We start from the raw sequence: 26373 nt of genomic DNA on the forward strand, positions 1-26373 counted from the left end.
TTACGGCCTGCGGGCCGAGGTGACGCGGTAGACGTCGTAGACGCCCTCCACGCCGCGTACGGCCTTCAGGACGTGCCCCAGGTGCTTGGGGTCGCCCATCTCGAAGGTGAAGCGCGAGGTGGCCACCCGGTCGCGGGAGGTCTGGACGGCCGCCGACAGGATGTTGACGTGCTGGTCGGACAGGACCCGGGTGACGTCGGACAGCAGCCGGGAGCGGTCCAGCGCCTCGACCTGGATGGCGACCAGGAAGACCGACGACTGGGTCGGAGCCCACTCGACGTCGAGAATGCGCTCGGGCTGCTGGGACAGCGAGTCCACGTTGACGCAGTCGGCGCGGTGCACCGAGACGCCGCTGCCCCGGGTGACGAAGCCGATGATCGGGTCGCCGGGGACCGGCGTACAGCAGCGGGCCAGCTTGACCCAGACGTCCTCGACGCCCTTGACGACGACGCCGGGGTCGGCGTTGGCGCGGCGCTTGCTGCGGCCGCCGTGCGAGGGCGGGGTGGATTCGGCCAGGTCCTCGTTGGCCTCGTCGTGGCCGCCGAGGGCCTGCACCAGCTTCTGCACGACGCCCGCGGCGGCGACATGGCCTTCGCCGATCGCCGCGTACAGCGAGGAGATGTCGGGGTAGCGCATCTCGTGGGCGAGGGTGACCAGCGAGTCGCCGGTCAGGATGCGCTGGATCGGCAGGTTCTGCTTGCGCATGGCCCGCGCGATGGCGTCCTTGCCCTGCTCGATGGCCTCGTCGCGGCGCTCCTTGGAGAACCAGGCGCGGATCTTGTTGCGGGCGCGCGGCGACTTGACGAAGCCGAGCCAGTCCCGGGAGGGGCCGGCGCCGGCCGCCTTGGAGGTGAACACCTCGACCAGGTCGCCGTTGTCGAGGGTCGATTCGAGCGGGACGAGCCGCCCGTTGACGCGTGCTCCTATAGTCCGGTGGCCGACCTCGGTGTGGACGGCGTACGCGAAGTCGACGGGGGTCGCGCCGGCGGGAAGCGCTATCACGTCCCCCTTCGGCGTGAAGACGAAGACCTCGTTGCGCGAGAGGTCGAAGCGCAGGGACTCCAGGAACTCGCTCGGGTCCTCGGTCTCCTTCTGCCAGTCCAGGAGCTGGCGCAGCCACGCCATGTCGTTGACGGTGTCCTGGCCGCGGCCGGTGTTCTTGGGGACGTCGGTACGGACCTTGGAGGCGCCCGCGACGGCCTCCTGCTTGTACTTCCAGTGGGCGGCGATGCCGTACTCGGCGCGGCGGTGCATGTCGAACGTACGGATCTGGAGCTCGACGGGTTTGCCGCTGGGACCGATCACCGTGGTGTGCAGTGACTGGTACATGTTGAACTTGGGCATCGCGATGTAGTCCTTGAACCGCCCGGGCACCGGGTTCCACCGGGCGTGGACGGTGCCGAGCGCCGCGTAGCAGTCGCGGACCGTGTCGACAAGCACCCGGATTCCCACCAGGTCGTAGATCTCGGCGAAGTCGCGGCCTCGCACGATCATCTTCTGGTAGACGCTGTAGTAGTGCTTGGGGCGGCCGGTGACGGTGGCCTTGATACGGGCGGCCCGCAGGTCGGACTGGACCTCGTCGGTCACTATGGCGAGGTATTCGTCGCGCTTGGGGGCGCGCTCCGCGACGAGCCGGACGATCTCGTCGTACATCTTGGGGTAGAGGATCGCGAAGGCGAGGTCCTCCAGCTCCCACTTGATGGTGTTCATGCCCAGCCGGTGCGCCAGCGGGGCGTAGATCTCCAGCGTCTCGCGGGCCTTCTTCTCCTGCTTCTCCCGCTTGAGGTAGCGCATGGTGCGCATGTTGTGCAGGCGGTCGGCGAGCTTGATGACGAGGACCCGGGGGTCCTTGGCCATGGCCACAACCATCTTGCGTACGGTCTCGGCCTGGGCCGCCTCGCCGAACTTGACCTTGTCCAGCTTGGTGACGCCGTCGACGAGCAGAGCGACCTGGTCGCCGAAGTCGCGGCGCAGGGTGTCCAGGCCGTACTCGGTGTCCTCGACGGTGTCGTGGAGCAGGCCCGCCATCAGGGTGGCCGGATCCATGCCCAGCTCGGCCAGGATCGTGGTGACGGCCAGCGGATGCGTGATGTACGGGTCGCCGCTCTTGCGCTTCTGGCCACGGTGCCAGCGCTCGGCGACCTGGTAGGCCTTCTCGATCTGCCGGAGAGTGGCCGTCTCGATCTTGGGGTCGTTGCCCCGGACCGTACGCAGGAGGGGCTCCAGGACCGGGTTGTACGGGCTGGAGCGCTGGACGCCGAGGCGGGCGAGGCGGGCTCGCACCCGGTTGGAGGAGCCGCCGGAGCGGGGGGCGGACCCGGCCGGGGCGGCGGGCTTCGCCGGGGCCTGCGGCGCGGGGGCCGGGGGCTTGGGCGCCGCGGCGGCCGGTTTCGCGGCGGGCGGCTGCGCCGGGCTCACGGGGGCGGACCGCTCGGCCGGGGCGGGGGCTGCGGGCTTCGGGGGCGGAGTGCCCGTCCCGGCGGGCTTCGCGGCCCCCTGGGGGCGCGCGCCACCGGGGGCGGGCTCCGGGGGCGCGGGCTTCGGCGCGTTCGAGGGCGCGGCCTTCGCGGGCGTGGCGGGGGCCGCCACGGGCTTGTCGGGCTGCGGGGCGGCGGCTGACTGGGCCTCGTCTGGCAAGAGCGCTCCTCGTGCGGATCCGGGGTACCCGGAGAGCCCATGGTATCGATCCCCCGGCGAACCCTCGCCCGGGGACGGCAGGAGCCCGCACAACGAGGGACGGGCACCCGGTTCGTTCCCGGGTGCCCGTCCCTCGTACTCGGTGGCCGTCGCCGGCCTGTCCTGCGGATCAGACCGTGATCAGGGCCTCCAGCGGTGCGCCCCGCAGGCCCGGCTCCAGACGGGCGCGGCCCGCGAGGAAACCGAGCTCCATGAGGACCGCGACGCCCGCGACCCGGGCGCCGGCCCGCCGGATGAGCTCCAGCGAGGCTTCCGCGGTGCCGCCGGTGGCGAGAACGTCGTCGATGACCATGATCCGGTCGTCGGCGGCGAGGTCCTCGGCGTGGATCTCGATCTCCGCGCTGCCGTACTCCAGCTCGTAGGACTGGGCGAGCGTGGCTCCGGGGAGCTTTCCGGCCTTGCGGACCGGTACGAAGCCGAGGCCCGCGCGGACCGCTACCGGCGCGGCCAGGATGAAGCCGCGCGCCTCCAGGCCGACGACCTTCGTGGCGCCGTGGCGTACGCACAGCTCCGCGAGGGCGTCGGTGAGCGCCGTGAAGGCCGCCGGGTCCGCGAGCAGCGGAGTGATGTCCTTGAACATCACGCCCGGCTTCGGGTAGTCCGCGACATCACGGATCCGGCTGAGCAGCAGCTCCCGGGTGGATTCGGTGGTGCTCGTCATCGCTCAGCGCTTCCCGGGGTGCGGCCGTGCGAGCGGGGTCCGGCTCCGCTGCCCGCGGTCGCGGCGCCCTCGACGATGTCCTCGGGACCATCGTCGGCGGGCTCGCCCTTGGCTGCGGCGGCCGCCCGCTTGGCGAGGACCCGCTTCTTCAGCGCCTTCATCTGCGGGTCGCGTTCCTTGAGGTCGGCGACGAGCGGGGTGGCGATGAAGATCGAGGAGTACGCACCGGCGGCGAGACCGACGAACAGAGACAGCGAGATGTCGTTCAGCATGCCCGCGCCGAAGACACCGCCACCGATGAAGAGCAGCCCGGCCACCGGCAGCAGCGCCACCACGGTGGTGTTGATCGAGCGGACCAGGGTGCTGTTGATCGACCGGTTGGCGATCTCGCTGTACGTGAAGCGGGTCTGCTTGGTGATGTCCTTCTGCCCCTCCTTGAGGCTGTCGAAGACCACCACCGTGTCGTACAGGGAGTAACCGAGAATGGTCAGCAGACCGATCACCGTGCCCGGGGTGACCTCGAAGCCGACCAGGGCGTAGACACCGACCGTGATGGTGATGTCGTGGATCAGTGCGATGAGGGCGGCGACGGCCATCCGCCACTCGAAGGCGATGGCCAGATAGATCACCACCAGGACCATGAAGACCGCGAGACCGGTCCAGGCCTTGTTGGCGATCTGCTCACCCCAGCTGGGGCCGACCAGGTCCGCGTTGATCTCGTCGGCGGGGATGCCGAGCTCGTCGGAGAGCGTCTCCTTGATCTCGTTCGCCGTGGCGGTGTCGACCTCGGTGATCTGGATGCGCAGACCGCCGTTGCCGAGCTCCTGGACGATGGCCAGGTGGCCGGATGCCTCGGTCGCCACGTCCGTGGCCTGGGCGGTGGAGATCTTGGCCCTGGTGTCGGTCGTGAAGACCGCGCCGCCCTGGAACTCGATGCCCATGCGGAGGCCGCCGACCGCCACGCCGATGATGGCCGTGATGGTGATCAGTATCGAGACGCCGTACCAGATCTTGCGGTTGCGGATGAAGTCGTAGCCGACCTCGCCGCGGTAGAGCCGGGCGCCGAGATTGCCGAGTCGCGACATCTCACGCCTCCTTCGGTTCGGTGGGGGCGTTGACACGGCGCGAGCGGCGCAGCGGCGGCTGGGCGCCGAGCCGCTTCGGGTCCAGTCCGGACCACGGACCGCCCTTGGAGAAGAACTTCGTCCGCCCCATGAGCGTCATGAGCGGCTTGGTGAAGAAGAACACCACGACGACGTCGAGCAGGGTGGTCAGGCCGAGCGTGAACGCGAAGCCCTGCACCTTGCCGACGGTGACGATGAAGAGCACCGCGGCGGCCAGGAACGACACGAAGTCGGAGACCAGGATGGTGCGCCGGGCGCGCGGCCAGGCCCGCTCGATGGCCGGGCGGAGCGTGCGTCCCTCGCGGATCTCGTCTCTGACGCGTTCGAAGTAGACGATGAACGAGTCCGCTGTGATGCCGATGGCGACGATGGCGCCGCAGACGGCCGGGAGGTTCAGCGCGAAGCCGATGGCCGGGCCCAGCAAGGACATGATCGTGTACGTCAGGACGCCGGAGACCAGAAGGCTCAGGAGCGCGATGAACGAGAGTCCTCGGTAGTAGACGACGAGGTAGAGGACCACCAGCGCGAGACCGATGGCACCGGCGATCAGGCCGCCCTTGAGCTGCTCGCTGCCGAGAGCCGCGGTCACCGTGGTGACGCTGACTTCCTCGAAGGTGAGGGGAAGCGCGCCGTAGGACAGGATGTTGCCGAGCTCTTCGGCCGACTTCTGGTCGAAGCTGCCGGAGATCTGGGCGTTCTTGCTGAGCGCGGTGCGCACCGACGGAGCCGAGACGACCTCGCCGTCCAGGACGATCGCGAACTGGTTCATCGGCGGCTGCTGCTGCGAGAGCCTGCTGGTGATCGTCTGGAACTTCTTGGCGCCGCCGGAGGTGAACTCCATCGACACGATCCACTGGCCGGTCTGCTGGTCGATGGCGGCCTTGGCGTCGTCGACGTCGCTGCCGGAGACCTCGGCGGGGCCGAGCACGTACTTCTCGTAGCTGCCCGGGACGTTCGAGCCGCAGGCGACGATCGAGTCGGTGGGCTTGGCGTCCTGGCCCGCCTCGGTCCGCTGCTCGGGGTCGGTGCAGTCGAGCTTGGCGAACTCCTCCTGGAGCTTGGCCGTCGCCGGGTCCACGGAGGGCGAGGCCTCGGGGGAATCGGACGGCTTCGGCTCGTCGGAGCCCGGGGCGGAGGGTGTCGGGTCCTTCTTCAGGGCACCGGTGACCGCGCGGCCCTGGGTGGTGGCACTCGCCGAGGGGGTGGCCTCCGAACCGGTGGCCTCCTCGCCCTTGTCCTTGTCGGCGCCCTGGTCCTTGTCGTCCGGCGTGCCGGACTCACCGGGCTTCGGCGTGGCGCTGCCGGTGGGCGTGGGCTGCTCGGGACCGCTCGCCTGCACCGTCAGAACAGGCCGGAAGTAGAGCTGGGCGGTGGTGCCGACCTGCTTCTGGGCCTGCTTGGAGTCCGTCCCCTTGGGGATGTTGACGATGATGTTGCGATCGCCCTGGGTCTGGACCTCGGCCTCGGAGACGCCCAGCCCGTTGACACGCCGTTCGATGATCCCGACCGCGGTGTTCATGTTGGTCGGGTTGATCGCGTTCGGCTTGCCGGGCTGGTTCTGCGCCTCCAGCGTGATCGACGTACCGCCGGCCAGGTCGATGCCCAGCCGGGGTGTGGTGTGCCCGGACAGGAACATCCCGCCGGTGAGCGCGACCATGGCGATGAGGATCAGAGCCAGGGCACGCCCCGGCCTCCCCTGACCGCCGGACGGCCCTCGGCCCTTCTTGGGTGCTGCCACCTTCTCGTTTCTCCCTGTCCAACCGCCCCGCGCCGGGTACGCGCCCGAGCGGCCACGAAGTGTTGTGGGGGCCTGCCCCCCGCAGACGACCCCACGGTCCCGGGGACGCCGCGCGCCGGTGGGCACACGACGTCCCCGGGATCGTGAGAACTACTTGGTGTCGGCTTCGCCGTCGGTCTTGCCGTCGTCCTTGGCGTTCTTGACGTCCTTGGCGGCGCTCTCGGCGTCGGCGTCGTCCTTGCCCAGGTCGATCCTGGCGGGCTCGGCGTCTTCCGTGGCCGGCTCACCGGTCAGCGAGGAGGCGTCATCGGGAACGACCGTGCCGTCCGCGTCCAGCTCCTCGTCGTCGCCGTGGACGATGCGGTTGTACTCCGCGTCGTCGAGGACGGCGCCGACCGCGTTCTTCGCGTAGATGGCGTGCACGCCGGGGGCGACCTCAAGGAGGACGGTGTCGTCGTGGACTTCCTTGACGGTGGCGTACATGCCCCCGATCGTCCGGACGCCGGTGCCGGGCTGCATGTCGTTGCGCATCTGCGCGGCCGCCGCCTGCTTCTTCTTGGCGGAGCGGGTCATCAGGAACATGGCCCCGATGAGCACGATGAAGGGGAGGAGAGTCAAGATATCCACGGGACGGGAATTCCTTCGCACGACCGCGCTGGAATGCGGCCTGTATATACGGGGGTGGGTACACCGACCGGTAAGGGCGGCATCGGCGGAGTCTAAGCGAGTCCGCATCGATGGAACAACGCCCAGCATGGCACCCGGGTTCCTGTACTGGCGAACCTGTGATGCATCACGCCCCGAACAGACCCGGTTGTCCCCTTACGCCGTGCTGCGGCGGAACCAGTCCCAGATGCGCCCAGGCCGCCGGGGTGGCAACGCGGCCGCGCGGCGTCCTGGCCAGCAGTCCTTCCCGTACGAGGAAGGGCTCGGCGACCTCCTCGACGGTCTCCCGCTCCTCCCCCACGGCGACCGCGAGAGTGGACAGGCCGACGGGGCCGCCGCCGAAGAGTTTCAGCAGGGCGCCGAGCACCGCACGGTCCAGCCGATCGAGTCCCCTGGCGTCAACCTCGTACACCTTCAGGGCCGCCGCGGCGATCTCCCGGTCGATCGCGCCCTCCGCCTTGACCTGCGCGTAGTCGCGGACGCGGCGCAGCAGGCGGTTGGCGATACGGGGCGTGCCCCGGGAGCGTCCGGCGATCTCGGCGGCGCCCTCCACGTCGATGCCGACGTCGAGGAGGCGGGCCGAGCGGTGGATGACGCGCTCCAGCTCGGCGGGGGCGTAGAACTCCATGTGGCCGGTGAAGCCGAAGCGGTCGCGCAGCGGGGGCGGCAGCAGTCCGGCCCGGGTGGTGGCCCCGACCAGGGTGAACGGCGGCAGTTCGAGAGGGATGGCGGTGGCGCCGGGGCCCTTGCCGACGATCACGTCGACGCGGAAGTCCTCCATCGCCATGTAGAGCATCTCCTCGGCGGGCCGGGACATGCGGTGGATCTCGTCGAGGAAGAGGACCTCGCCCTCCTGGAGGGAGGAGAGGATCGCCGCGAGGTCACCGGCGTGCTGGATGGCGGGGCCCGAGGTGATCCGGATCGGGGCGTTCATCTCGGCGGCGATGATCATCGAGAGCGTGGTCTTGCCGAGGCCGGGTGCGCCGGAGAGCAGCACGTGGTCAGCGGTGGCACCACGGGCGCGGGCGGCCTTCAGGACCAGGTCGAGCTGCTCGCGAACCTTCTCCTGGCCGACGAACTCCTCCAGGTCCTTGGGGCGCAGGGCAGCCTCGACGGCGGTGTCCTCGCCGTCCGCGTCGGCGTCGACCAGCCGGTCGTCGAAGACCGGCCCGGTGGGCTCATCGGTCTCGGGTCCGGTCTCGTCCCAGTTCATTTCGGGGCCTCTTCGGTGGTTCGGTGCCGGTCAGCGTGCGCGGTTGAGAGTCTGCAGGGCGGCCCTCAGCAGCTGCGGCACCGGGGGTGCGGTGCCCTCGGCGACGGCGGCCTCGGCCTGCGGGGCGACGGCGTTGACCGCCTCGTCGGCCTCGCGGCTCGCGTAGCCGAGGCCGATCAGCGCGGCCTGGAGCTGGTCGCGCCAGCCGGAGGTGACAGGGGTGCCGATGCCCTGCTGGCCGATGTGCGCGCCAACCGGTTCGCCGAGCCGGTCCTTGAGCTCCAGCAGCAGTTTCTGGGCGCCTTTCTTTCCGATGCCTGAGACGGCGGTGAGGGCCTTCTCATCGCCGGTGGACACGGCGAGGCGCAGGGCGTCGGGGCTGTGGGTGGCCAGCATCGCCTGGGCGAGCCGGGGGCCGACACCGCTGGCGGTCTGGAGCAGTTCGAAAACCTGCCGCTCGTCGTCGTCCTTGAAGCCGTACAGGGTGAGGGAGTCCTCCCGGACGACGAGGGAGGTGGCGAGCCGGGCCTCCTTGCCGATGCGCAGGTCGGCGAGGGTGTGCGGGGTGCACTGGACGGCCATGCCGATGCCGCCGACCTCGATGACGGCCGTGGTCGGGGCGAGGGCGGCCACCGGGCCGGAGACGAAGGCGATCATGCGGTGGGGCCTTTCAGCGTGCGGGACGTGCGGGGCGTGTCTGCTGCGCCGGTCGTACGGGCGGTGCCGGGCGCGGGGGGCGTGCCGGCCGCGCCCGCCGTACGGGTAGCCCCAGGCGTACGGGGTGCTCCCGGTGCGCCTGCGGTACGGGAAGTGCCGGGCGCGCGAGACGTGCCGGGCGCGCCTGCCGTACGGGGTATGCCGGGCGTGCCGGGTGTACGGGATGCGCCGGGCGCGCCCTGAGTGCGGTGGGCCGCCACCGCCTGCTGGAGGCGGTTCTGCGCGGGCGCGCGCCAGATGTGGCAGATGGCGAGGGCCAGGGCGTCCGCGGCGTCGGCGGGCCTGGGCGGGGCGTCGAGCCTCAGCAGCCGGGTCACCATGGCCCCGACCTGGGCCTTCTCCGCGCGGCCCGATCCCGTGACGGCCGCCTTGACCTCGCTGGGCGTGTGCAGGGCGACCGGAATGCCGCGCCGGGCGGCGCAGAGCATGGCCACCGCGCTTGCCTGGGCCGTGCCCATCACCGTACGGACGTTGTGCTGGGCGAAGACGCGCTCCACGGCGACGAAGGACGGGGAGTGCTCGTCGAGCCACTGCTCGATGCCGCGCTCCACGGCGACGAGCCGGTCACCCAGCTCGGCGTCCGAAGAGGTGCGCACGACGCCGACGCCGAGCATCGTCAGCGGGCGGCCCGCGACCCCTTCGACCACGCCGACCCCGCACCGGGTCAGCCCCGGGTCAATGCCCAGAACCCGCATGGAGCCCCCCTGTCCTCGCCGTGTGCCGCGCCCGCTCGTTCATCTGTTCCCGCAGGCTATCGGCTCGCACTGACAAAGCCTCGCAACCACAAGACGACGGGCCGACGGGGAGTGCCCCGTCGGCCCGTCGAACCAAGCCGTACCGGCTGTGCCGGCTGAACCGGCCGCGCCGTCAGGCGTCGACCTTCTCCATGACCTCGTCGGACACGTCGAAGTTGGCGAAGACGTTCTGCACGTCGTCGCTGTCCTCCAGCGCGTCGATGAGCTTGAAGATCTTGCGCGCGCCCTCTTCGTCCAGCTCGACCTGCATGGTCGGCAGGAAGTTGGCCTCGGCGGAGTCGTAGTCGATGCCCGCCTCCTGGAGCGCGGTGCGCACCGCGACCATGTCGGTGGCCTCGCTGACCACCTCGAAGGTCTCGCCGAGGTCGTTGACCTCCTCGGCGCCCGCGTCGAGGACCGCGCCGAGGACGTCGTCCTCGGACAGCTCGCCCTTGGGCACGATCACGACGCCCTTGCGGTTGAACAGGTACGAGACGGAGCCCGGGTCGGCCATGGAGCCGCCGTTCCGGGTCATCGCGACACGTACGTCGGACGCGGCACGGTTGCGGTTGTCGGTGAGGCACTCGATGAGCACCGCGACACCGTTGGGGCCGTAACCCTCGTACATGATCGTCTCGTAGTCGGCGCCGCCCGCTTCGAGACCGCCGCCACGCTTGACGGCGGAGTCGATGTTCTTGTTCGGGACGGAGCTCTTCTTCGCCTTCTGGATGGCGTCGACGAGCGTCGGGTTGCCATCGGGGTCCACGCCGCCGGAGCGCGCCGCGACCTCGATGTTCTTGATCAGCTTCGCGAAGAGCTTGCCGCGCTTGGCGTCAATCACGGCCTTCTTGTGCTTCGTCGTAGCCCATTTAGAGTGGCCGGACATCTGCCTTCTCCTTCGCGTCACCAAAATCGAGTCGAACCCGAGAGATCCTACCGGGGTCCGCTCAGTTCACTGCGCGCACCATGTCCACGAACAGAGCGTGCACGCGATGGTCGCCGGTCAGTTCGGGATGGAACGACGTGGCAAGGACATTTCGCTGGCGCACGGCCACGATGTGCCCGCCGTGTTCGGCGATGACTTCGGCCTCGGCGCCGACGGACTCCACCCAGGGGGCGCGGATGAAGACGCCCTCCACAGGGCCGCCGTCGATCCCGGCGACCTCGACCGCGGCTTCGAAGGACTCGTTCTGCCGGCCGAAGGCGTTGCGCCGCACGATCATGTCGATGCCGCCGACGGTCTCCTGGCCCGAGCGCGGGTCCAGGATCTTCTCGGCCAGCAGGATCATCCCGGCGCAGGTGCCGTAGACCGGCATCCCGGCCCGGACCCGCTCGCGCAGGGGCTCCATCATGCCGAAGAGGACGGCCAGCTTGGACATGGTGGTCGACTCGCCGCCGGGGATGACCAGTCCGTCGACCTCGGCGAGCTCCTCGGGGCGCCGGACCGGCCTGGCCACGGCGTCCGCCGAGGCCAGGGCGATCAGGTGCTCCCGTACGTCGCCCTGGAGAGCGAGGACGCCGATCAGGGGGGTGTCGCTCATCAGTGGTTACCAGCCGCGGTTGGCGTAGCGCTCGGACTCGGGCAGCGTGTCGCAGTTGATGCCGACCATGGCCTCGCCCAGGTTGCGGGAGGCGTCCGCGATGACCTTCGGGTCGTCGTAGAAGGTGGTGGCCTTCACGATGGCGGCGGCGCGCTTGGCCGGGTCGCCGGACTTGAAGATGCCGGAGCCGACGAAGACGCCCTCGGCGCCGAGCTGGCGCATCAGCGCGGCGTCGGCCGGGGTGGCGACGCCACCGGCGGAGAACAGCACGACGGGCAGCTTGCCGAGCTCGGCGACCTCCTTGACCAGCTCGTAAGGGGCGCGCAGGTCCTTGGCGGCGGCGTAGAGCTCGTTGTTGTCGAAGCCACGCAGACGCGCGATCTCGTTCTTGATCTGGCGCAGGTGGCGGACGGCCTCGACGACGTTGCCGGTGCCGGCCTCGCCCTTCGAGCGGATCATGGCCGCGCCCTCGGCGATGCGGCGCAGGGCCTCGCCCAGGTTGGTGGCGCCGCACACGAAGGGGGTGGTGAAGGCGAACTTGTCGCTGTGGTTGACCTCGTCGGCCGGAGTGAGGACCTCGGACTCGTCGATGTAGTCGACGCCGAGGGACTGCAGGACCTGGGCCTCGACGAAGTGGCCGATGCGGGACTTGGCCATGACGGGGATGGAGACGGCCCCGATGATCTCCTCGATCATGTTGGGGTCGGACATCCGGGCCACGCCGCCGTCCTTGCGGATGTCGGCCGGGACCCGCTCCAGGGCCATGACGGCCACGGCGCCCGCGTCCTCGGCGATCTTCGCCTGCTCGGCGTCGACGACGTCCATGATCACGCCGCCCTTGAGCTGCTCGGCCATGCCGCGCTTGACGCGCGCGGTGCCGGTGGCGGGGGACTCGGTGGACTGCGGGGTGCTGGGAAGCGTGGACACGGGACCTCACTCGGTGAAAAGACGCTGGATACTGCATCGCCGAGCAAACGCTGCGGGACCAGTCCACAGCAAGGGCCAATGGGCAGGCCGTGGATCGTTTTGGAGTCGGGCCCGCGTGGTCCGGGGCCGGTCCTACGTACCGGGGCGGTCCGCCAGGGCCACCGGCGGGGCGTCGTCCATCTCGAAGGCCAGCGGGAACGGCGCGTGCCCGGCCAGCCGGAACAGTCTGACCGTACGGTGCCGGCGCAGCGCACGGGCCGCGCGCACGGAGTCGTTGTGGAAGCGGCGGGCCATGGGGACACGGCGTACGGCGGCGGCCAGTTCGACGGCCGCGTCCTCGCCGCCGGGGACCTCCTTCACCGCCTCCACCTGGGCCGGTTCGCCGAAGACGGCGCGCAGGGCGGTGCTCAGCTCGCTCTCGGCGACCTCGCGGTGGTCCTCCTCGGCCTGCCGGGCGGCGTGCGCGGCCTCGTACAGGACGATCGAGGCGGCCGGGTCCAGGACGCCGGAGGTGGCCAGCTCCTGGGTGACCGAGGCGCGGCGCAGCAGTTGGGCGTCGAGGGCGGCGCGGGCGGCGTCGATCCGGGAGTGCAGGCGGTCGAGGCGGCCCGCCGTCCAGCTGAGGTACACGCCGATCGCGACGAGGGCGACGACGATCCAGATGAGGGTTACGGTCACGGGCCCACACGCTACCGCCGCCGTGGCCTCCCCCTTCAACAGGAGGCCCCCACGCCGCCGTCACCGGAGCCCCGCCCCGGCACAGGCCCCGGCGGCCCGGCTCGAACCGCGCCCTCAGTCCCGCGCCAGCCCGAACCGCGCCCGCAGCCCCGAGCGTTCGTCCGCCGCGACGGACGCGGCCCCGTCCGTCACCGTCTCGTACACCGCGAGGATGTCGGCCCCCACCGTCGCCCAGTCGAAGCGCCGCACATGCGCCTCGCCGCGCTCGCGGAGTCCGGCCCGGCGCTCCGGGTCGCCCAGCAGCCGGATCGCGGCGGCGGCCAGCGCGTCGGCGTCCTCGTTGGCGAACAGGTCGCCCGCCGCGCCCTGGTCCAGCACCTGGGCGAACGCGTCGAGGTCGCTGGCGAGCACCGGCGCACCGGCCGACAGCGCCTCGACCAGGATGATCCCGAAGCTCTCGCCACCGGTGTTGGGGGCCACGTACACATCTACGCTGCGCAGCAGGCGGGCCTTGTCCTCGTCGCTGACCATGCCGAGGAACTCGACGCGCTCGCGCAGCTCCTTCGGCAGGGATGCCACCGCCTCCTCCTCGTCCCCGCGCCCCGCGACCAGCAGCCGGGTCTCCGGGCGGGCGGCGAGGATCGCGGGCAGCGCCTTCATCAGGACGGGCAGCCCCTTGCGGGGTTCGTCGATACGGCCGATGAAGCCGAGGGTCTGCCCCTGCCATTCGGCCTTCGGCTCGGCCTTGGCGAAGAAGCCGACGTCGACGCCGTTCGGGATGACGACGGCGTCGCCGCCGAGGTGCTCGACCAGGGTGCGCCGGGCGTACTCGCTGACCGCGATCCGGGCGCTGATCTTCTCCAGCGCGGGCTGGAGGATCGGGTAGGCGGCGATCATCGCCCGGGAGCGCGGGTTGGAGGTGTGGAAGGTGGCCACGATCGGTCCCTGCGCCGCCCAGCAGGCCAGCAGGCCCAGCGACGGGGAGGTCGGTTCGTGGATGTGGATCACGTCGAACGTGCCGTCGTGCAGCCAGCGCCGTACCCGGGCAGCCGACAGGAAGCCGAAGTTCAGCCGGGCGACGGAGCCGTTGTACGGCACGGGGACGGCCCGGCCCGCCGAGACGACGTAGCGCGGCAGCGGGGTCTCGTCGTCGGCCGGGGCCAGGACGGAGACCTCGTGGCCGAGCCGGATCAGGTGTTCGGCGAGGTCCCGGATGTGGAACTGCACACCGCCCGGTACGTCCCAGGAGTACGGGCAGACGATGCCGATCTTCACGCGGTGTCCCCCCGGGGTTCCAGGTCGTCCAGCCAGAGCCTCTGGAGCATGTGCCAGTCCTCGGGGTGTTCGGCGATGCCGGTGGCGTAGACGTCGGCCAGGGCCTGGGTCATGACGGACGTCCTCTCGGCGCGGGTGCCTTCCTCCGGCGCCTCGACCGCCGGGTGGACGCGGGCCCCCATCACCGGTGTGCCGTCGTACCAGAGGGTCACCGGCAGCAGCAGCGCGCCCGTCTGCTGGGCGAGCAGCGCGGGTCCGGCGGGCATCCGGGCGGTGGCGCCGAAGAACGACACCTCCACCCCGGAGGCGGACAGGTCCCGGTCCGCGACCAGGCAGACCAGGCCGCCCGCGCGCAGTCGGCGGGCCAGGGTCCCGAAGGCCGCCCCGCCGCTGTGCGGCAGGACCTCCATGCCGAGGCCCTCGCGGTAGGCGACGAAGCGGTCGTAGAGCGACTCGGGGTCGAGCCGTTCCGCGACGGTGGTGAAGGGGACCTTCAGGTCGGTGGTGACCCAGGCTCCGGCGAGGTCCCAGTTGCCCAGGTGCGGCAGGGCGAGGATCACGCCGTTGCCGGCGTCCAGGGCTTCGGTGAGCAGGTGCGCGTCCTTGACGTCGATGCTCGCCTTGATCCGTTCCGGGCTCCAGGTCGGCAGCCGGAACGACTCCATCCAGTAGCGCATGTAGGAGCGCATCCCGGCCCGGGACAGCTCGGCAAGACGCTCCGGACCCGCGTCGGGGACGACCCGCGCCAGGTTCGACTCAAGCCGCAGCACGCTCTTGCCGCGCCTCTTCCACGCCTGGTCGGCGATGGTGCGGAAGAGGGCCGCCGCCGCGGGCTCGGGCAGCGTCTTCACGGCGCTCCAGCCCAGCCCGTACAGCCCGTCGGTGACCCGGCCCTTCAGGCCGGACGCGCCGCCGCTCACCGGTCGGCCTCGCTCCCCTGGTCGGCGGAACCGACGGCGGACGCGTCCGCGGCGGACTGGCCCGCGGCGGCCTCCGCGGCGTCCGCCTCCGCCGATTCACGGCGTACGGTCACCACGCGCTGGATCAGCGTGACCAGGCTGCCCGCGGCGACGATCCACAGGGCGATCGGGAGCAGGACGTCGATGTGCGGGACACCGAACTTGTGCAGTCCGGCGAGACCTGCCGCGACCAGTGAGATCACCAGGCGCTCGGCGCGCTCCACGAGGCCGTTGACCGCGACCGGCAGGCCGATCGACTCGCCGCGCGCCTTGGTGTATGAGACCACCTGGCCGCTGGCCAGGCAGAAGATCGCGACGGCGCAGAGGATGTTGTCGTCACCGCTGCCCGCGTACCAGAGGGCGAAGCCGGCGAAGATCGCCCCGTCGGCGACCCGGTCCAGCGTCGAGTCGAGGAACGCGCCCCACCGGCTGGAGATCCCGGCCTGCCGCGCCATGTTGCCGTCGACGAGGTCGGAGAAGACGAAGATCGTGATGACGATCGTGCCCCAGAAGAACTCCCCCATCGGGAAAAAGACCAGCGCACCTGCCATCACTCCGGCCGTACCGATGAGAGTGACCGCGTCGGGGCTGACCCCGAGGCGGAGCAGCAGAGCGGCGAACGGGGTGAGGACACGCGTGAAGAATGCACGCGCGTACTTGTTCAGCATGGCCTTCCCGAGGGTTCGGTTGGCCGAGCGGCCCCTACGGCCACCGGCTGGCCCATCGTAGTCACCACCGCCGCCGTCCACCGGACGGGCACCCGCCCGGGGGGTGTCAGGGCGGCGGGGACGGGGACCACGCGCGACGTATGGACGCGGCCGCGTCCCGGTGCCAAGCTCGAAGGACCGCGGGCGTCGCCGAAGCCGCCGCGGCGGCCTTCCCGTGCCCGTGACCACCGCTGCCCCACGCGCGGTCGCCCTCCCCCGCACCGCGCCATCGACCGGGAGGCACGCATCATGGGCGACAAGGCACACGCACACCCCGGAGCCGCCGGAGGAGCACCGACGGCCGGCCACCCCTCCGCGATACGCAACGTGGTGCTGGTCGGCCCCAGCGGATCGGGCAAGACCACCCTGGTCGAGGCGCTGGCCCTGACGGCGGGCGCCGTGAACCGGGCCGGGCGCGTCGAGGACGGGGCGACCGTCTCCGACTACGACGAGATCGAACAGCGCCGACGGCGTTCCGTGCAGCTCTCGCTGGTCCCGGTGGCCTGGGACGGATGCAAGATCAATCTGCTGGACACCCCCGGTTACGCGGACTTCGTCGGGGAGCTGCGGGCCGGTCTGCGCGCGGCGGACGCGGCGCTTTTCGTCGTCTCGGCGGCCCAGGAGGCCGAGTCCGTGGCCGCGACCACCCGGGCCGTGTGGGAGGAGTGCGCGATCGTCGGCATGCCGCGCGCGATCGTCGTCACGCATCTGGACACCGCCCGCACCTCGTTCGACGGGATGACCCGGGTCTGCTCCGAGATCTTCGGCGGCGACGACCCCGATGCCGTACTGCCCCTGTACCTGCCGGTGCTGGGGCCCGAGGCCGCCGACGGGCACGCCCCGCTGACCGGGCTCACGGGGCTGCTGAGCCGGCGGATCCTCGACTACTCCTCGGGGGAACGCGCCGAGCTGCCGCCCGCGCCGGAGCAGGAGGAGCCGCTGCGGGCGGCCCGCGACCGGCTGATCGAGGGGATCATCGCCGAGAGCGAGGACGAGTCCTTGATGGAGCGCTATCTCGGCGGCGAGGACATCGACGTGACGACGCTGATCGGCGATCTGGAACGAGCGGTCGCCAAGGGCTCCTTCCACCCCGTCCTCACCGCGGCCCCGGCGGCCGACGGCGCCCGGCAGGGCATCGGCACCGTGGAGCTGCTGGAGCTGATCACGCGCGGCTTCCCGACCCCGCTGGAGCGCACCCCGCCCGTCGTCACGACCCCGGCGGGCAAGCCCCGGCCCGCGCCGGTCTGCGATCCGGAAGGCCCGCTGGTCGCCGAGGTCGTGAAGACCTCGTCGGACCCGTACGTGGGCCGTGTCTCGCTCGTCCGCGTCTTCTCCGGCACCCTGCGCCCCGACGATCCGGTCCACCTGTGCGGCCACGGCCTCGACGCGACGGGGCACGCGCCGCGCCCCTGTCACGAGGCGGAGATCCGCCTCGGCGCGCTCACCTCGCCGTTCGGCCGCCAGCAACGCACCCAGGACCGGTGTATCGCGGGCGACCTGGCGTGCGTGGCGCGGCTCGGTGAGGCGGAGACCGGTGACACGCTCTCCCCGGCCGGCGACCCGGTTCTGATCGAGCCCTGGTCGACGCCGGACCCGCTGCTCCCGCTGGCCGTCCGGGCGCACGGCAAGGCGGACGAGGACAAGCTGTCGCAGGGGCTGGCCCGGCTGGTGGCCGAGGACCCCACCCTGCGCCTCGAACAGAACCCGGACACCCACCAGGTCGTCCTGTGGTGCCTGGGCGAGGCGCACCAGGAGGTCGCCCTGGAACGGCTGCGCGAGCGCTACGGCGTCCAGGTCGACGCGGAACCGCACCGGGTGCCGCTGCGCGAGACGTTCGCGGGCCGGGCCACCGGGCGCGGACGGCACGTCAAGCAGTCGGGCGGGCACGGGCAGTTCGCGATCTGCGAGATCGAGGTGGAGCCGCTGCCGCCGGGTTCGGGCGTCGAGTTCGTCGACCGGGTGGTGGGCGGTTCGGTGCCGCGTCAGTTCATCGGGTCGGTGGAGAAGGGAGTACGGGCCCAGGCCGCGAAGGGGGTGGCCGCCGGGCATCCGCTCGTCGACGTACGGATCACGCTGCTGGACGGCAAGGCGCACTCGGTGGACTCCTCGGACGCCGCCTTCCAGACCGCCGGTGCGCTCGCCCTGCGGGAAGCGGCGGCGGACGCCCGCATCCAGCTCCTGGAACCGGTCTGCGAGGTGAGCGTGCTGGTCCCGGACGACTTCGTGGGCCCGGTGATGAGCGATCTGTCGGGGCGCCGGGGCCGGGTCGTGGGCACCGAGCAGAGTCCGGGCGGGCGCACCGTCGTACGGGCCGAGGTGCCGGAGATCGAGGTCGGCCGGTACGCCGTGGACCTGCGCTCCCTGTCCCACGGCACCGGGCGCTTCGACCGCGCCTACGCCCGGCACGAGGCGATGCCGCCGCAGGTGGCCGACCGGGTCCGCACCGAGCAGCGGGACGGAACACCCGGCGCGTGACCGGCGCACGGTCGCACACCCGGCCGGGTCCCGCCGGAGACGGGCGGTGCCGTGATCCGGACGATACGCTGTGGGCGCAGCTCAGAAGGTATGCCGCGTACGGTAGTTGGGCACACCCGCAGGAGCGGACGGTGCGGCGAGTGGGGGCGACAGGTGGCCAACGACGGATTCGACTTCTCACCCGGGGCCCAGATCCCGATCCAGGGGTCCGGCGGCCAGTCGGTGGCGACCAACGCCCTGGCCTCGGCGGCGTATCGGGACAGCCCGGTGGAGAAGATCCTCGACGCCAACAGCGAGTGGCACAAGTCCGTGGTGAAGCCGGGGTCCTCCAAGCTGTTCAAGTCGGACTACTTCAAGCCCAATCTGGGCGAGGCGTTCGCCCGCGCCGTTCAGGAACGGATGCTGGGCGGAGCCCGTAAGGCGCTCATCCAGTCCTTCGGCACGGACCCGCAGACGGTGGTGGAGCACTGCCTGTCCGCGAACAACCTGCGCAAGGCCCGCGACACCCGGCTCACTCTGGTGACCGTGGTGTTCGGCATCCTCTTCCTGCCCGGACTGCTGGCGTGGGTGATCGCCTTCCGGGTCCGCGACGCGCTCGACAAGTCCAAGGACACGGCGTTCCGGGCGGCCGGCACGGTGCTGCTGGCGGCCTGCGGGATCGGCGCGCTGGTGCTGATGGTCAAGCTCCCCCTGGACGGGCTGCTCGCGCTCTACGTCCGGGGCGCGCTCGTCGCCCCGGTGATCGGCTGGCTCCTCGCCAAGCGGATCGCGGAGACCTCCGCCAAGGATCTGCGGGCCCGCTGGGACGGGCTGCTGTCGGGCACCGGAGTGATCGCGAAGATCCCCGAGGCGGTGCCGAAGAACCCCAACGAGACCGCACGTGAGGCGCTGCGCCAGAGTCTGGAGAAGCTGTCGGCCGAGCAGCAGTCCAACGCCGTCTTCTACGCGGGGCCCAAGGGCGTCCTCGGGATGGGCACCCGCTGGGGCAGCTGGCAGCTGGCCGAGGAGCTGGTCCCCAAGGACCCGACGAAGGAGATCCACCAGTTCCGCAGCTGGGACCTGATCCGGATCATCCACGACCAGCTGAAGATGCTGGAGCGCGGCCCGCTGAACACCGGCGGTTTTCCCAAGCCGTCCGTGAAGCACTGGATCGTCTCTCCGATCGGGGAGAACGCGGACGCCGTCTCACGCCCCGACGGCGAGGACGTCGCCACCTTCCAGGTGAAACCGCACGAGATACAGCGGATCTGCAACCACCAGCAGTTCGGCAGCGGTGACCGGCACTATCTGGGAGTCCAGTTCACCCTGTGGGACGGGCAGCTGGTGATCACGATGATGATCACCGTCACCGTGCTCCACGAGACCCTGCGCATCGAGGTCACCGGCCATGCGCTCGGGCCGGTGCACGGGCTGTTCCTCTCCAAGCCGGAGGCCAAGACGAAGACGGTCAACAAGACCGTCCGCTTCTGGGAGACGCGGGACGTCCAGCTGCCGCTGGTGGAGGCCAAGGAGGTCGTCCGGCTCGCGCTGCGGGCCCCCCTCACCTGGTATCCGCCCCTGCTGGACTACCTGGGCGGGAAGATAGTGCTGCCCGAGCCGTTCGGGCTGCGGCACGCCTGGGCGGCCAAGCCGTGGAACCACCGCTTCATGGCGGACGACGCGATGCGCGCCGCGACCCCGGTGCTGCGGGTCGTCCACTCGGCGGCCATGCGGGTGCTGGAGGAGAACGGTGTGGACACCGAGCGCTTCGACAACCGCTCGATGATCCTGAGCGGCCTCGTCCAGGACGCGGCCCCGCGCAAGGCCGACGTCTACGACGCCTAGGCGCGGCTACGGAGGAAGGCCCCCGCCGGGGCGGGGGCCTTCCTTCGTTACCTACGGAACCGCCCGCTCAGACGGTCGCGGGCCAGGCGTCGGCCAGCATCGCCCGGGTGTCGCCGAGCAGCTGCGGCAGCACCTTGGTGTGGCCGATGACCGGCATGAAGTTGGTGTCGCCGCCCCAGCGCGGCACCAGGTGCTGGTGCAGATGGGCGGCGATCCCCGCACCGGCCACGGAGCCCTGGTTCATGCCGATGTTGAAGCCGTGCGCCCCGGAGGCCGCGCGCAGCGCGACCATCGCCCGCTTGGTGAAGTCCGCCAGCTCGACGGTCTCGGGGCCGTCCAGCTCGGTGTAGTCGGCGACATGACGGTAGGGGACCACCATGAGGTGGCCGCCGTTGTACGGATACAGGTTCAGCACCGCGTAGACGTGCTCGCCGCGCGCCACGACGAGGCCGTCCTCGTCGGATTTCGCCGGGATCGAACAGAACGGACAGCCGTCCTCGGCACCCGGGCCGCTCGGCTTGTTCTCGCCCTGGATGTACGCCATCCGATGGGGCGTCCACAGGCGCTGGAATGCGTCGGGCGTCCCCACGCCGATCTGCTGCTCCGGCTCACTCGTCATGCCGATCAGCATATTGCGTCACCCGTGCGGAGCGTGTCGCCGGGGGCGCACCGCACGGCCGCCCGTAATGCTGAGGCGATGAGCGACCGACCCGCATCCGGGCCACCGGCCAGGCTGACCCGCTGGGAGCAGCGTACGGAGGTGCCCCTCTTCGCCGCGGGGCTGCTCTTCCTGGCGGGATACGCGGTCCGGGTGCTGACCCCGCACGATGCCGAGCCCTGGAACGGCATCGCCCTGATTCTCGTCTGGTCGACCTGGCTGCTGTTCCTGGCGGACTACGTGACGCGGCTGGGGCTCAGCGGCCTGGGCGCGCGCTTCGTCCGCACTCACTGGCTGGACACCCTGGTCCTGCTGCTGCCGTTGCTGCGCCCGCTGCGGATGGTCCAGGTCTATACGGCGGTGCAGCGCCGCCGCGACCGGCCGCGGCTGAACCTGTACGCGCGCGTGATGGCGTACGCGAGTACCACCGTCGGCCTGCTCGGTTTCGCCGCCTCGCTCGCGGTCTACCACCTGGAGCGCACGGCCCCCGGCGCCTCCATCCGTACCTTCGGCGACGCGGTGTGGTGGGCGTGCGCGACGCTCACGACGGTCGGTTACGGGGACGCCTCACCGGTCACCTTCTGGGGCCGGACGGTGGCGGCGGGGCTGATGGCGTGCGGTCTCGCGCTGCTCGGCGCGGTGACCGGGTCGTTCTCGTCGTGGCTGATCCAGGTGTTCACGCGGGAGGACGAGAAACGGCCCCCGGAGCGCGGGTAGCGCCGCGGGGGCCGTGACCCGGGAGAGGGCTCAGACCTGGACGCGGTCCTCGACGGCCTTCGCGATCTTGGCGATGGCCTCGTCGACCGGGATGCCGTTCTCCTGCGAACCGTCGCGGTAGCGGAAGGAGACGGCACCGTTGGCCATGTCCTCGTCACCGGCGATGATCATGAAGGGAACCTTGTTCTTCTGCTGGTTGCGGATCTTCTTCTGCATCCGGTCCGAGGAGGCGTCCACGTCCACCCGCAGCCCCTGCTTGCGCGCCTTGGCGGCGAACTCCTGGAGGTAGGGGATGTGGGCGTCGCCGATCGGGATGCCGACGGCCTGGACGGGGGCGAGCCAGACCGGGAAGGCGCCCGCGTAGTGCTCCAGGAGCACGGCGAAGAAGCGCTCGATGGAGCCGAACAGGGCACGGTGGATCATGACCGGGCGCTGCTTGGAGCCGTCGGGGCCGGTGTACTCCAGGTCGAAGCGCTCCGGAAGGTTGAAGTCGAGCTGCACGGTCGACATCTGCCAGGTGCGGCCGATGGCGTCCTTGCACTGCACGGAGATCTTCGGGCCGTAGAACGCGGCGCCGCCCGGGTCGGGGACCAGCGGGAGGCCCTGCTTCTCGGCGACCTGGCGCAGCGTCTCGGTGGCCTCCTCCCAGGTCTCGTCGGAGCCGACGTACTTCTCCGGGTCCTTGGTGGAGAGCTCCAGGTAGAAGTCGGTGAGCCCGTAGTCACGGAGCAGGTTCAGCACGAAGGTGAGCGTGCGGTCCAGCTCCTCGGCCATCTGCTCCTTGGTGCAGTAGATGTGCGCGTCGTCCTGCGTGAAACCGCGCGAGCGGGTCAGGCCGTGCACGACGCCCGACTTCTCGTAGCGATACACCGTGCCGAACTCGAAGAGGCGCAGCGGCAGTTCGCGGTAGGAGCGGCCGCGCGCGTCGAAGATCAGGTTGTGCATCGGGCAGTTCATCGGCTTGAGGTAGTAGTCCACCCCGTCGTCGAGCTGCATGGGCGGGTACATGCCGTCGGCGTACCAGTCCAGGTGGCCGGACTTCTCGAAGAGCTTGCCCTTGGTGGCGTGCGGGCTGTAGACGAACTCGTAGCCCTCCTCCTCGTGACGGCGGCGCGAGTAGTCCTCCATGGCCCGGCGGATGACGCCGCCCTTGGGGTGGAAGACCGCGAGGCCGGGGCCGATCTCGTCGGGGAAGGAGAAGAGGTCCAGCTCGTTGCCGAGCTTGCGGTGGTCGCGCTTGGCGGCCTCCTCCAGGAACTCCAGGTGCGCCTTCAGCTCGTCCTTGGTCGGCCAGGCGGTGCCGTAGATGCGCTGGAGCATCGGGTTCTTCTCGCTGCCGCGCCAGTACGCGGCGGCGTTGCGCATCAGCTTGAACGCCGGGATGAACCGGGTGGTGGGCAGGTGGGGACCGCGGCAGAGGTCCTTCCAGCACAGGTCGCCGGTCTTCGCGTCGAGGTTGTCGTAGATGGTCAGCTCGCCGCCGCCCACCTCGACGTCCGCGCCGTCGTCCGAGGACGCCGAGCCCTTGATGCCGATGAGCTCCAGCTTGTACGGCTCGCCCGCCAGCTCCTCGCGGGCGGCCTCGTCGGAGACCACGCGGCGGGAGAACTTCTGGCCCCGCTTCTGGATCTCCTGCATCTTCTTCTCGATGGCCTTGAGGTCCTCGGGCGTGAACGGCTTCTCGACGTCGAAGTCGTAGTAGAAGCCGTCCTTGACCGGCGGGCCGATGCCGAGCTTGGCCTCGGGGAAGAGCTCCTGCACGGCCTGGGCCATGACGTGCGCGGTGGAGTGGCGCAGGATGTTCAGGCCGTCCTCGGAGGAGATCTCCACGGGCTCGACGGTCTCGCCGTCCTGGAGCTCGTAGGAGAGGTCCTTCAGCTCGCCGCCGATGCGCGCGGCGACGACGGTGCGCTGACCGGGGAAGAGCTCACCGGCGGTCGTGCCCGTCGTCACCGCGTGCTCTTCCCGCTCGGAATCGCGTTGGATGATCACACGGACGTCTGACACCGGTCTCTCCTGACTGAGGGGATGCCCGCCGTCGTATGGCAGGGCAAGACGAATCGTACCGAGCCGTACGCCCCCGATGCGAACGGCTTCCGGGACGCCCTACGGCTCCTCCCCGGCACACGCCTCCTCGAAGTGGTCGACGTTCTCCTGGAGCGCCTTCATCAGCCGGTCCCGCTCCGCCTCGTCGACCTGGACGGGCGCGACCTGCGAGGCCCCGGTGAGCCGCCGGAAGCCGCCGCGCCGCTCCAGCCGCCCCTCCACCCGCAGCGGCAGCCCGACGAGGTGGGCGTGGCCCGCGATGCGGTACGCCTCCTCGTCCAGCTCCACACGGACGTGGGCGACCTCCGCCCCGGCCAGCACCCGCAGCCGTACGATCCCGGCGCCGCGCGGCCCGGAGCGGCGCAGCCGGACCACGGCGCCGGTGAGGCGGACCTGCACGGCGGGTTCCTCGCGGAGGTAGCGGGCGCTCGCTGAACGCAGGGCCGGGAGGTCGCCCGGGGAGAACTCGACGGGCGCCGGGCGGACCGGGCAGCCGTCCGGGGTGCCCGCGGCGGGCGCCCAGCGCAGGTCGATCCCGGCCCCCTCCGAGCCGCGCACCAGGGCGATCAGCGCCTCGGTCAGCTCCCGGCTGACGCCCGCCGCGACCGCGCTGTCGAAGGCCTCCATGCCTCCGGTGGCCCGCTGGTAGTCCACGGCCTCGCGGGCGGCGTGCAGGGCGTGGCAGAGCTGGACGGCGACGGCGCGTCCGGTGGCGACGGGGACGTACGCCGTGAGGCTGCGGCCCCCGGGTGCGGGCCCGATGAGCGCGTCGTCGAGGGCGGCGCGCGCCTTCCTGCGGTGCCGCGCCCCGTGGTAGCCCGCCCGGCCGCGCGCCGCCAGCGCCCCGGCCAGCAGGAGCTGCCGGGCCGCCGAGCGCAGCGCCTCGGCCTCGGTCCACCCCGCGGCCCCGGCAGCGGCGGCGGCCGATTCGGGGACCTCGCGCCACCAGCGGATCTCGTCGCTGGGCACGGCGAGGGAGACCAGGACGTCCCGGGCGGAGGGGTCGGCGCTGCGGCCGAGCGCGAGAAGGGCCTCCTCGATCAGCTCACCGCTGTCGGGGAAGGCCGCGCTCTCGGGCACCAGGAGGCTGGTCGCTCCCGCCGAGGGCCCGGGCGGGGTCCAGCGGCCGTACCGCCCGGAGGCTCCACCGCGCCGCTGCCAGCCGTGCCGCCGTAGGAGGGCGGCGAGCACGGCGGGGTCGGGCGGCTCCGCCCCGGCGACCAGCGGGGGCCCGGGGCGGACGGTGGGGTGCGACCGGGCGGCGGGCAGTCCCGCCCAGCCCGTGGGCTCGTCCATCGACCGGTGCATCAGGGTCTCCCTCCGGCCCCGACCCGGGCCATGATGTCGCAGAGTGCGCGGTCGTCGAAGATCCGCGAGGTCGGGATGCGCACAGTGGTCCGGTACCGGCCCGTCACCGCGTGGCCGGCCAGGTTGGTCCAGTAGCAGCAGTGGCGCAGGTCGAGGCTGCCGGGCCCGGCGCTGAGCCAGTCGTCCTGGCTGCGCGGCACGAGCATCACGACCAGGATCTTGTGCACCGACACCGGGGTGCGGGCGAGTTTGACGAGGTGGGCGTTGTCGAGCGTGAAGGAGAACGCCCCGCCCGCCGGGTGCGGCGGTATCTGGTAGGTGCACTTGAGCTGCACCTTGATGGTCACTTCGTCGTCGACGGTGTGGGCCGGGGCGCCGTGGCTGACGTGCCAGTCGATGCCGTTGTCGGGAAAGGGCTGGGACAGCGAGCATCCGGCCGCCGCCGCGACGGCGTGCAGATAGCCCACCTGAAGGGTCTCCATGCAGGCGGTGGTGGCGAGGGAGCCGCGCAGCGGTGCGTCGAACTGCTGCGGCAGCCGCGCCCCGAAGTCCTCGGCGCGGGTGGGCCCCCCAGGGTCGGGCTGCGCGAGCGCCATGGCTCCGTGTGCCTTCCGGGCGTGCCGATCGATGGCAGATGGCTCTGCCGGCGGGTGACATGTGTGGGCGACATGCGGTGGGCGGGCCGACGGGGCTGCGCAAGCAACTTCCCGGCGTCTCATCTGTGTTGTCACCGCATCGGACCCCCCGCAAACGGCGTATCAGGCAAACAGCCCGGGTATCACCGATATCGGGCAGGGGAATCACTCCATCTGCCGCGCAGGTGCGAGGAGTTCGGGGATGATGCACTGGTTCGAAGGGCCGCTGGCCGCTTTTGACACGGAGACGACAGGCGTGGACGTCGAGCAGGACCGGATCGTTTCGGCCGCTCTCGTCGCGCAGGACACCGCGGGCGGACGCGTCCGCGTCACCCGCTGGCTGGTCAACCCGGGGATTCCGGTCCCGGCGGGGGCGACCGAGATCCACGGTCTGACCGACGACCACCTTCAGCGCAACGGACGTTGGCCCGCACCGGTCATGGACGAGATCGCCCGCGCGCTGGCCGAGAGCTGCGCGACGGGGCGTCCGCTGGTCGTGATGAACGCACCGTTCGATCTGACGCTGCTGGACCGGGAGTTGAAGCGGCACCGGGCGTCGTCGCTGGCCGGGTATCTGGACGGGGTGCCGATGCGGGTGGTGGACCCCCGGGTGCTGGACAAACACCTGGACCGCTACCGCAAGGGCCGCCGTACGCTCACGGATCTCTGCGCGAGTTACGAGGTGGTGCTCGACGGGGCCCATGACGCGGCGGCCGACGCGACCGCCTCGATGGAGCTGGTGCGCGCTGTGTGCCGGCGCTTCTCCGCCCGGATGGAGCGGCTGTCCCCGGCCGAGCTGCACACCCTCCAGGCGACCTGGCATGCGGCCCAGGCGCGCGGCCTGGAGGCGTGGTTCGCGAAGAGCGGGACACCGGAGCCGGTGGACCCGGCATGGCCGCTGCGCCCGGAGCTGCCCGCGGCCGCGTGAGGGGCTCACGGGCCCGGACACGCGAAAGCCGGTCCGCGTGATGCTGGCGGACCGGCTTTCCCCGGTGGGCGATACTGGGTTCGAACCAGTGACCTCTTCGGTGTGAACGAAGCGCTCTCCCACTGAGCTAATCGCCCGGGAACGG

At 71.2% G+C, this 26373-nt stretch carries 22 protein-coding genes, 1 tRNA gene and 1 pseudogene; 4 read left to right on the forward strand and 20 right to left on the reverse strand.

From position 1 onward, the window contains the following. From ACZ5WC_RS14420 to pgsA, 15 genes and pseudogenes are all read right to left on the reverse strand, one after another. Positions 1–2637, reverse strand: a complete 2637-nt coding sequence (locus ACZ5WC_RS14420) for a RelA/SpoT family protein (protein ID WP_468541096.1) — start codon at positions 2635–2637, stop codon at positions 1–3. Between the two features lie 169 nt (positions 2638–2806). Continuing rightward, positions 2807–3358 carry an adenine phosphoribosyltransferase gene (locus tag ACZ5WC_RS14425; protein ID WP_468541097.1) on the reverse strand — a complete coding sequence of 184 codons (552 nt, stop codon included), beginning with the start codon at positions 3356–3358 and terminating at the stop codon, positions 2807–2809. After that, a complete protein-coding gene (gene secF / locus ACZ5WC_RS14430; RefSeq protein WP_468541098.1) occupies positions 3355–4443 on the reverse strand; it encodes a protein translocase subunit SecF in 1089 nt (362 codons plus the stop codon). The genes ACZ5WC_RS14425 and secF overlap by 4 nt, the downstream gene beginning before the upstream one ends. A gap of 1 nt (position 4444) precedes the next feature. Then, positions 4445–6220, reverse strand: a complete 1776-nt coding sequence (secD, locus tag ACZ5WC_RS14435) for a protein translocase subunit SecD (protein ID WP_468541099.1) — start codon at positions 6218–6220, stop codon at positions 4445–4447. A 150-nt stretch (positions 6221–6370) separates the two neighbouring features. Beyond that, positions 6371–6847: a preprotein translocase subunit YajC gene (gene yajC / locus ACZ5WC_RS14440; protein WP_468541100.1), complete on the reverse strand. Its 477-nt coding sequence runs from the start codon at positions 6845–6847 to the stop codon at positions 6371–6373. Between the two features lie 166 nt (positions 6848–7013). Next, positions 7014–8099 (reverse strand): Holliday junction branch migration DNA helicase RuvB, encoded by a 1086-nt coding sequence (ruvB, locus tag ACZ5WC_RS14445; protein WP_468541101.1) that lies wholly within the window; start codon positions 8097–8099, stop codon positions 7014–7016. A 30-nt stretch (positions 8100–8129) separates the two neighbouring features. Further along, positions 8130–8756, reverse strand: a complete 627-nt coding sequence (gene ruvA, locus ACZ5WC_RS14450) for a Holliday junction branch migration protein RuvA (protein WP_468541102.1) — start codon at positions 8754–8756, stop codon at positions 8130–8132. Between the two features lie 164 nt (positions 8757–8920). Continuing rightward, a pseudogene (gene ruvC / locus ACZ5WC_RS14455) lies at positions 8921–9511 on the reverse strand (crossover junction endodeoxyribonuclease RuvC); the annotation flags it as partial. A gap of 172 nt (positions 9512–9683) precedes the next feature. Next, a complete protein-coding gene (locus tag ACZ5WC_RS14460; protein ID WP_468541103.1) occupies positions 9684–10436 on the reverse strand; it encodes a YebC/PmpR family DNA-binding transcriptional regulator in 753 nt (250 codons plus the stop codon). A gap of 61 nt (positions 10437–10497) precedes the next feature. After that, a complete protein-coding gene (gene pdxT / locus ACZ5WC_RS14465; RefSeq protein WP_468541104.1) occupies positions 10498–11091 on the reverse strand; it encodes a pyridoxal 5'-phosphate synthase glutaminase subunit PdxT in 594 nt (197 codons plus the stop codon). A gap of 6 nt (positions 11092–11097) precedes the next feature. Further along, a complete protein-coding gene (gene pdxS, locus ACZ5WC_RS14470) occupies positions 11098–12018 on the reverse strand; it encodes a pyridoxal 5'-phosphate synthase lyase subunit PdxS (protein ID WP_096632479.1) in 921 nt (306 codons plus the stop codon). A 132-nt stretch (positions 12019–12150) separates the two neighbouring features. Continuing rightward, entirely contained in the window at positions 12151–12696 is a 546-nt protein-coding gene (locus ACZ5WC_RS14475) for a hypothetical protein (RefSeq protein ID WP_311118774.1), read from the reverse strand. Between the two features lie 114 nt (positions 12697–12810). Next, positions 12811–13971 carry a glycosyltransferase family 4 protein gene (locus ACZ5WC_RS14480; protein ID WP_311118775.1) on the reverse strand — a complete coding sequence of 387 codons (1161 nt, stop codon included), beginning with the start codon at positions 13969–13971 and terminating at the stop codon, positions 12811–12813. Further along, positions 13968–14891 carry a phosphatidylinositol mannoside acyltransferase gene (locus ACZ5WC_RS14485; protein ID WP_468541105.1) on the reverse strand — a complete coding sequence of 308 codons (924 nt, stop codon included), beginning with the start codon at positions 14889–14891 and terminating at the stop codon, positions 13968–13970. Before ACZ5WC_RS14485 ends, ACZ5WC_RS14480 begins: the two co-directional genes overlap by 4 nt. Continuing rightward, the gene (gene pgsA / locus ACZ5WC_RS14490) at positions 14888–15598 is read right to left on the reverse strand and encodes a phosphatidylinositol phosphate synthase (protein ID WP_468541106.1); all 711 of its coding nucleotides are present in this window, start codon (positions 15596–15598) and stop codon (positions 14888–14890) included. Before pgsA ends, ACZ5WC_RS14485 begins: the two co-directional genes overlap by 4 nt. 288 nt (positions 15599–15886) lie before the next feature. Between pgsA and ACZ5WC_RS14495 the strand changes: the two genes are divergently transcribed. After that, positions 15887–18112, forward strand: coding sequence for an elongation factor G-like protein EF-G2 (locus ACZ5WC_RS14495; protein WP_468541107.1), 2226 nt, complete (start codon positions 15887–15889; stop codon positions 18110–18112). Between the two features lie 153 nt (positions 18113–18265). After that, positions 18266–19936 (forward strand): hypothetical protein, encoded by a 1671-nt coding sequence (locus ACZ5WC_RS14500; protein WP_468541108.1) that lies wholly within the window; start codon positions 18266–18268, stop codon positions 19934–19936. 67 nt (positions 19937–20003) lie between these two features. On the opposite strand, the gene ACZ5WC_RS14505 is transcribed toward ACZ5WC_RS14500, so the two are convergent. Next, on the reverse strand, positions 20004–20567 hold the full coding sequence (locus tag ACZ5WC_RS14505; protein WP_096632490.1) for an HIT family protein: 564 nt from the start codon (positions 20565–20567) through the stop codon (positions 20004–20006). A 66-nt stretch (positions 20568–20633) separates the two neighbouring features. Here ACZ5WC_RS14505 and ACZ5WC_RS14510 point away from each other — a divergent pair, with 66 nt between their 5' ends. After that, complete coding sequence (locus tag ACZ5WC_RS14510) at positions 20634–21311, forward strand: potassium channel family protein (protein WP_468541109.1); 678 nt, start codon at positions 20634–20636, stop codon at positions 21309–21311. 30 nt (positions 21312–21341) lie between these two features. Here the strand turns inward: ACZ5WC_RS14510 and thrS are convergent, their stop codons facing one another. The 3 genes from thrS to ACZ5WC_RS14525 form a co-directional block, all read right to left on the reverse strand. Then, positions 21342–23318 (reverse strand): threonine--tRNA ligase, encoded by a 1977-nt coding sequence (thrS, locus tag ACZ5WC_RS14515; protein ID WP_468541110.1) that lies wholly within the window; start codon positions 23316–23318, stop codon positions 21342–21344. 99 nt (positions 23319–23417) lie between these two features. Continuing rightward, on the reverse strand, positions 23418–24653 hold the full coding sequence (locus tag ACZ5WC_RS14520; RefSeq protein WP_468541111.1) for a hypothetical protein: 1236 nt from the start codon (positions 24651–24653) through the stop codon (positions 23418–23420). 11 nt (positions 24654–24664) lie between these two features. After that, positions 24665–25261 carry a DUF4365 domain-containing protein gene (locus tag ACZ5WC_RS14525; protein WP_311118784.1) on the reverse strand — a complete coding sequence of 199 codons (597 nt, stop codon included), beginning with the start codon at positions 25259–25261 and terminating at the stop codon, positions 24665–24667. 241 nt (positions 25262–25502) lie between these two features. Here ACZ5WC_RS14525 and ACZ5WC_RS14530 point away from each other — a divergent pair, with 241 nt between their 5' ends. Next, positions 25503–26228 (forward strand): exonuclease domain-containing protein, encoded by a 726-nt coding sequence (locus ACZ5WC_RS14530; RefSeq protein WP_468541112.1) that lies wholly within the window; start codon positions 25503–25505, stop codon positions 26226–26228. A 65-nt stretch (positions 26229–26293) separates the two neighbouring features. On the opposite strand, the gene ACZ5WC_RS14535 is transcribed toward ACZ5WC_RS14530, so the two are convergent. Beyond that, positions 26294–26365: transfer RNA gene (locus tag ACZ5WC_RS14535), tRNA-Val, on the reverse strand. Positions 26366–26373: the final 8 nt, after the last annotated feature.

This window comes from Streptomyces sp. NPDC033165 (genome assembly GCF_055577965.1).

Bases quoted from the DNA above. Each gene is read 5' to 3' on its own strand.
- secF (WP_468541098.1), bottom strand. From the start codon at position 4,443: ATGTCGCGACTCGGCAATCTCGGCGCCCGGCTCTACCGCGGCGAGGTC.
- ACZ5WC_RS14525 (WP_311118784.1), bottom strand. From the start codon at position 25,261: ATGGCGCTCGCGCAGCCCGACCCTGGGGGGCCCACCCGCGCCGAGGAC.
- pgsA (WP_468541106.1), bottom strand. From the start codon at position 15,598: ATGCTGAACAAGTACGCGCGTGCATTCTTCACGCGTGTCCTCACCCCG.
- ACZ5WC_RS14510 (WP_468541109.1), top strand. From the start codon at position 20,634: ATGAGCGACCGACCCGCATCCGGGCCACCGGCCAGGCTGACCCGCTGG.
- ACZ5WC_RS14495 (WP_468541107.1), top strand. From the start codon at position 15,887: ATGGGCGACAAGGCACACGCACACCCCGGAGCCGCCGGAGGAGCACCG.
- ACZ5WC_RS14505 (WP_096632490.1), bottom strand. From the start codon at position 20,567: ATGCTGATCGGCATGACGAGTGAGCCGGAGCAGCAGATCGGCGTGGGG.
- pdxT (WP_468541104.1), bottom strand. From the start codon at position 11,091: ATGAGCGACACCCCCCTGATCGGCGTCCTCGCTCTCCAGGGCGACGTA.
- ACZ5WC_RS14425 (WP_468541097.1), bottom strand. From the start codon at position 3,358: ATGACGAGCACCACCGAATCCACCCGGGAGCTGCTGCTCAGCCGGATC.
- ruvB (WP_468541101.1), bottom strand. From the start codon at position 8,099: ATGAACTGGGACGAGACCGGACCCGAGACCGATGAGCCCACCGGGCCG.
- ACZ5WC_RS14530 (WP_468541112.1), top strand. From the start codon at position 25,503: ATGATGCACTGGTTCGAAGGGCCGCTGGCCGCTTTTGACACGGAGACG.
- ruvA (WP_468541102.1), bottom strand. From the start codon at position 8,756: ATGATCGCCTTCGTCTCCGGCCCGGTGGCCGCCCTCGCCCCGACCACG.
- ACZ5WC_RS14520 (WP_468541111.1), bottom strand. From the start codon at position 24,653: ATGGACGAGCCCACGGGCTGGGCGGGACTGCCCGCCGCCCGGTCGCAC.
- ACZ5WC_RS14460 (WP_468541103.1), bottom strand. From the start codon at position 10,436: ATGTCCGGCCACTCTAAATGGGCTACGACGAAGCACAAGAAGGCCGTG.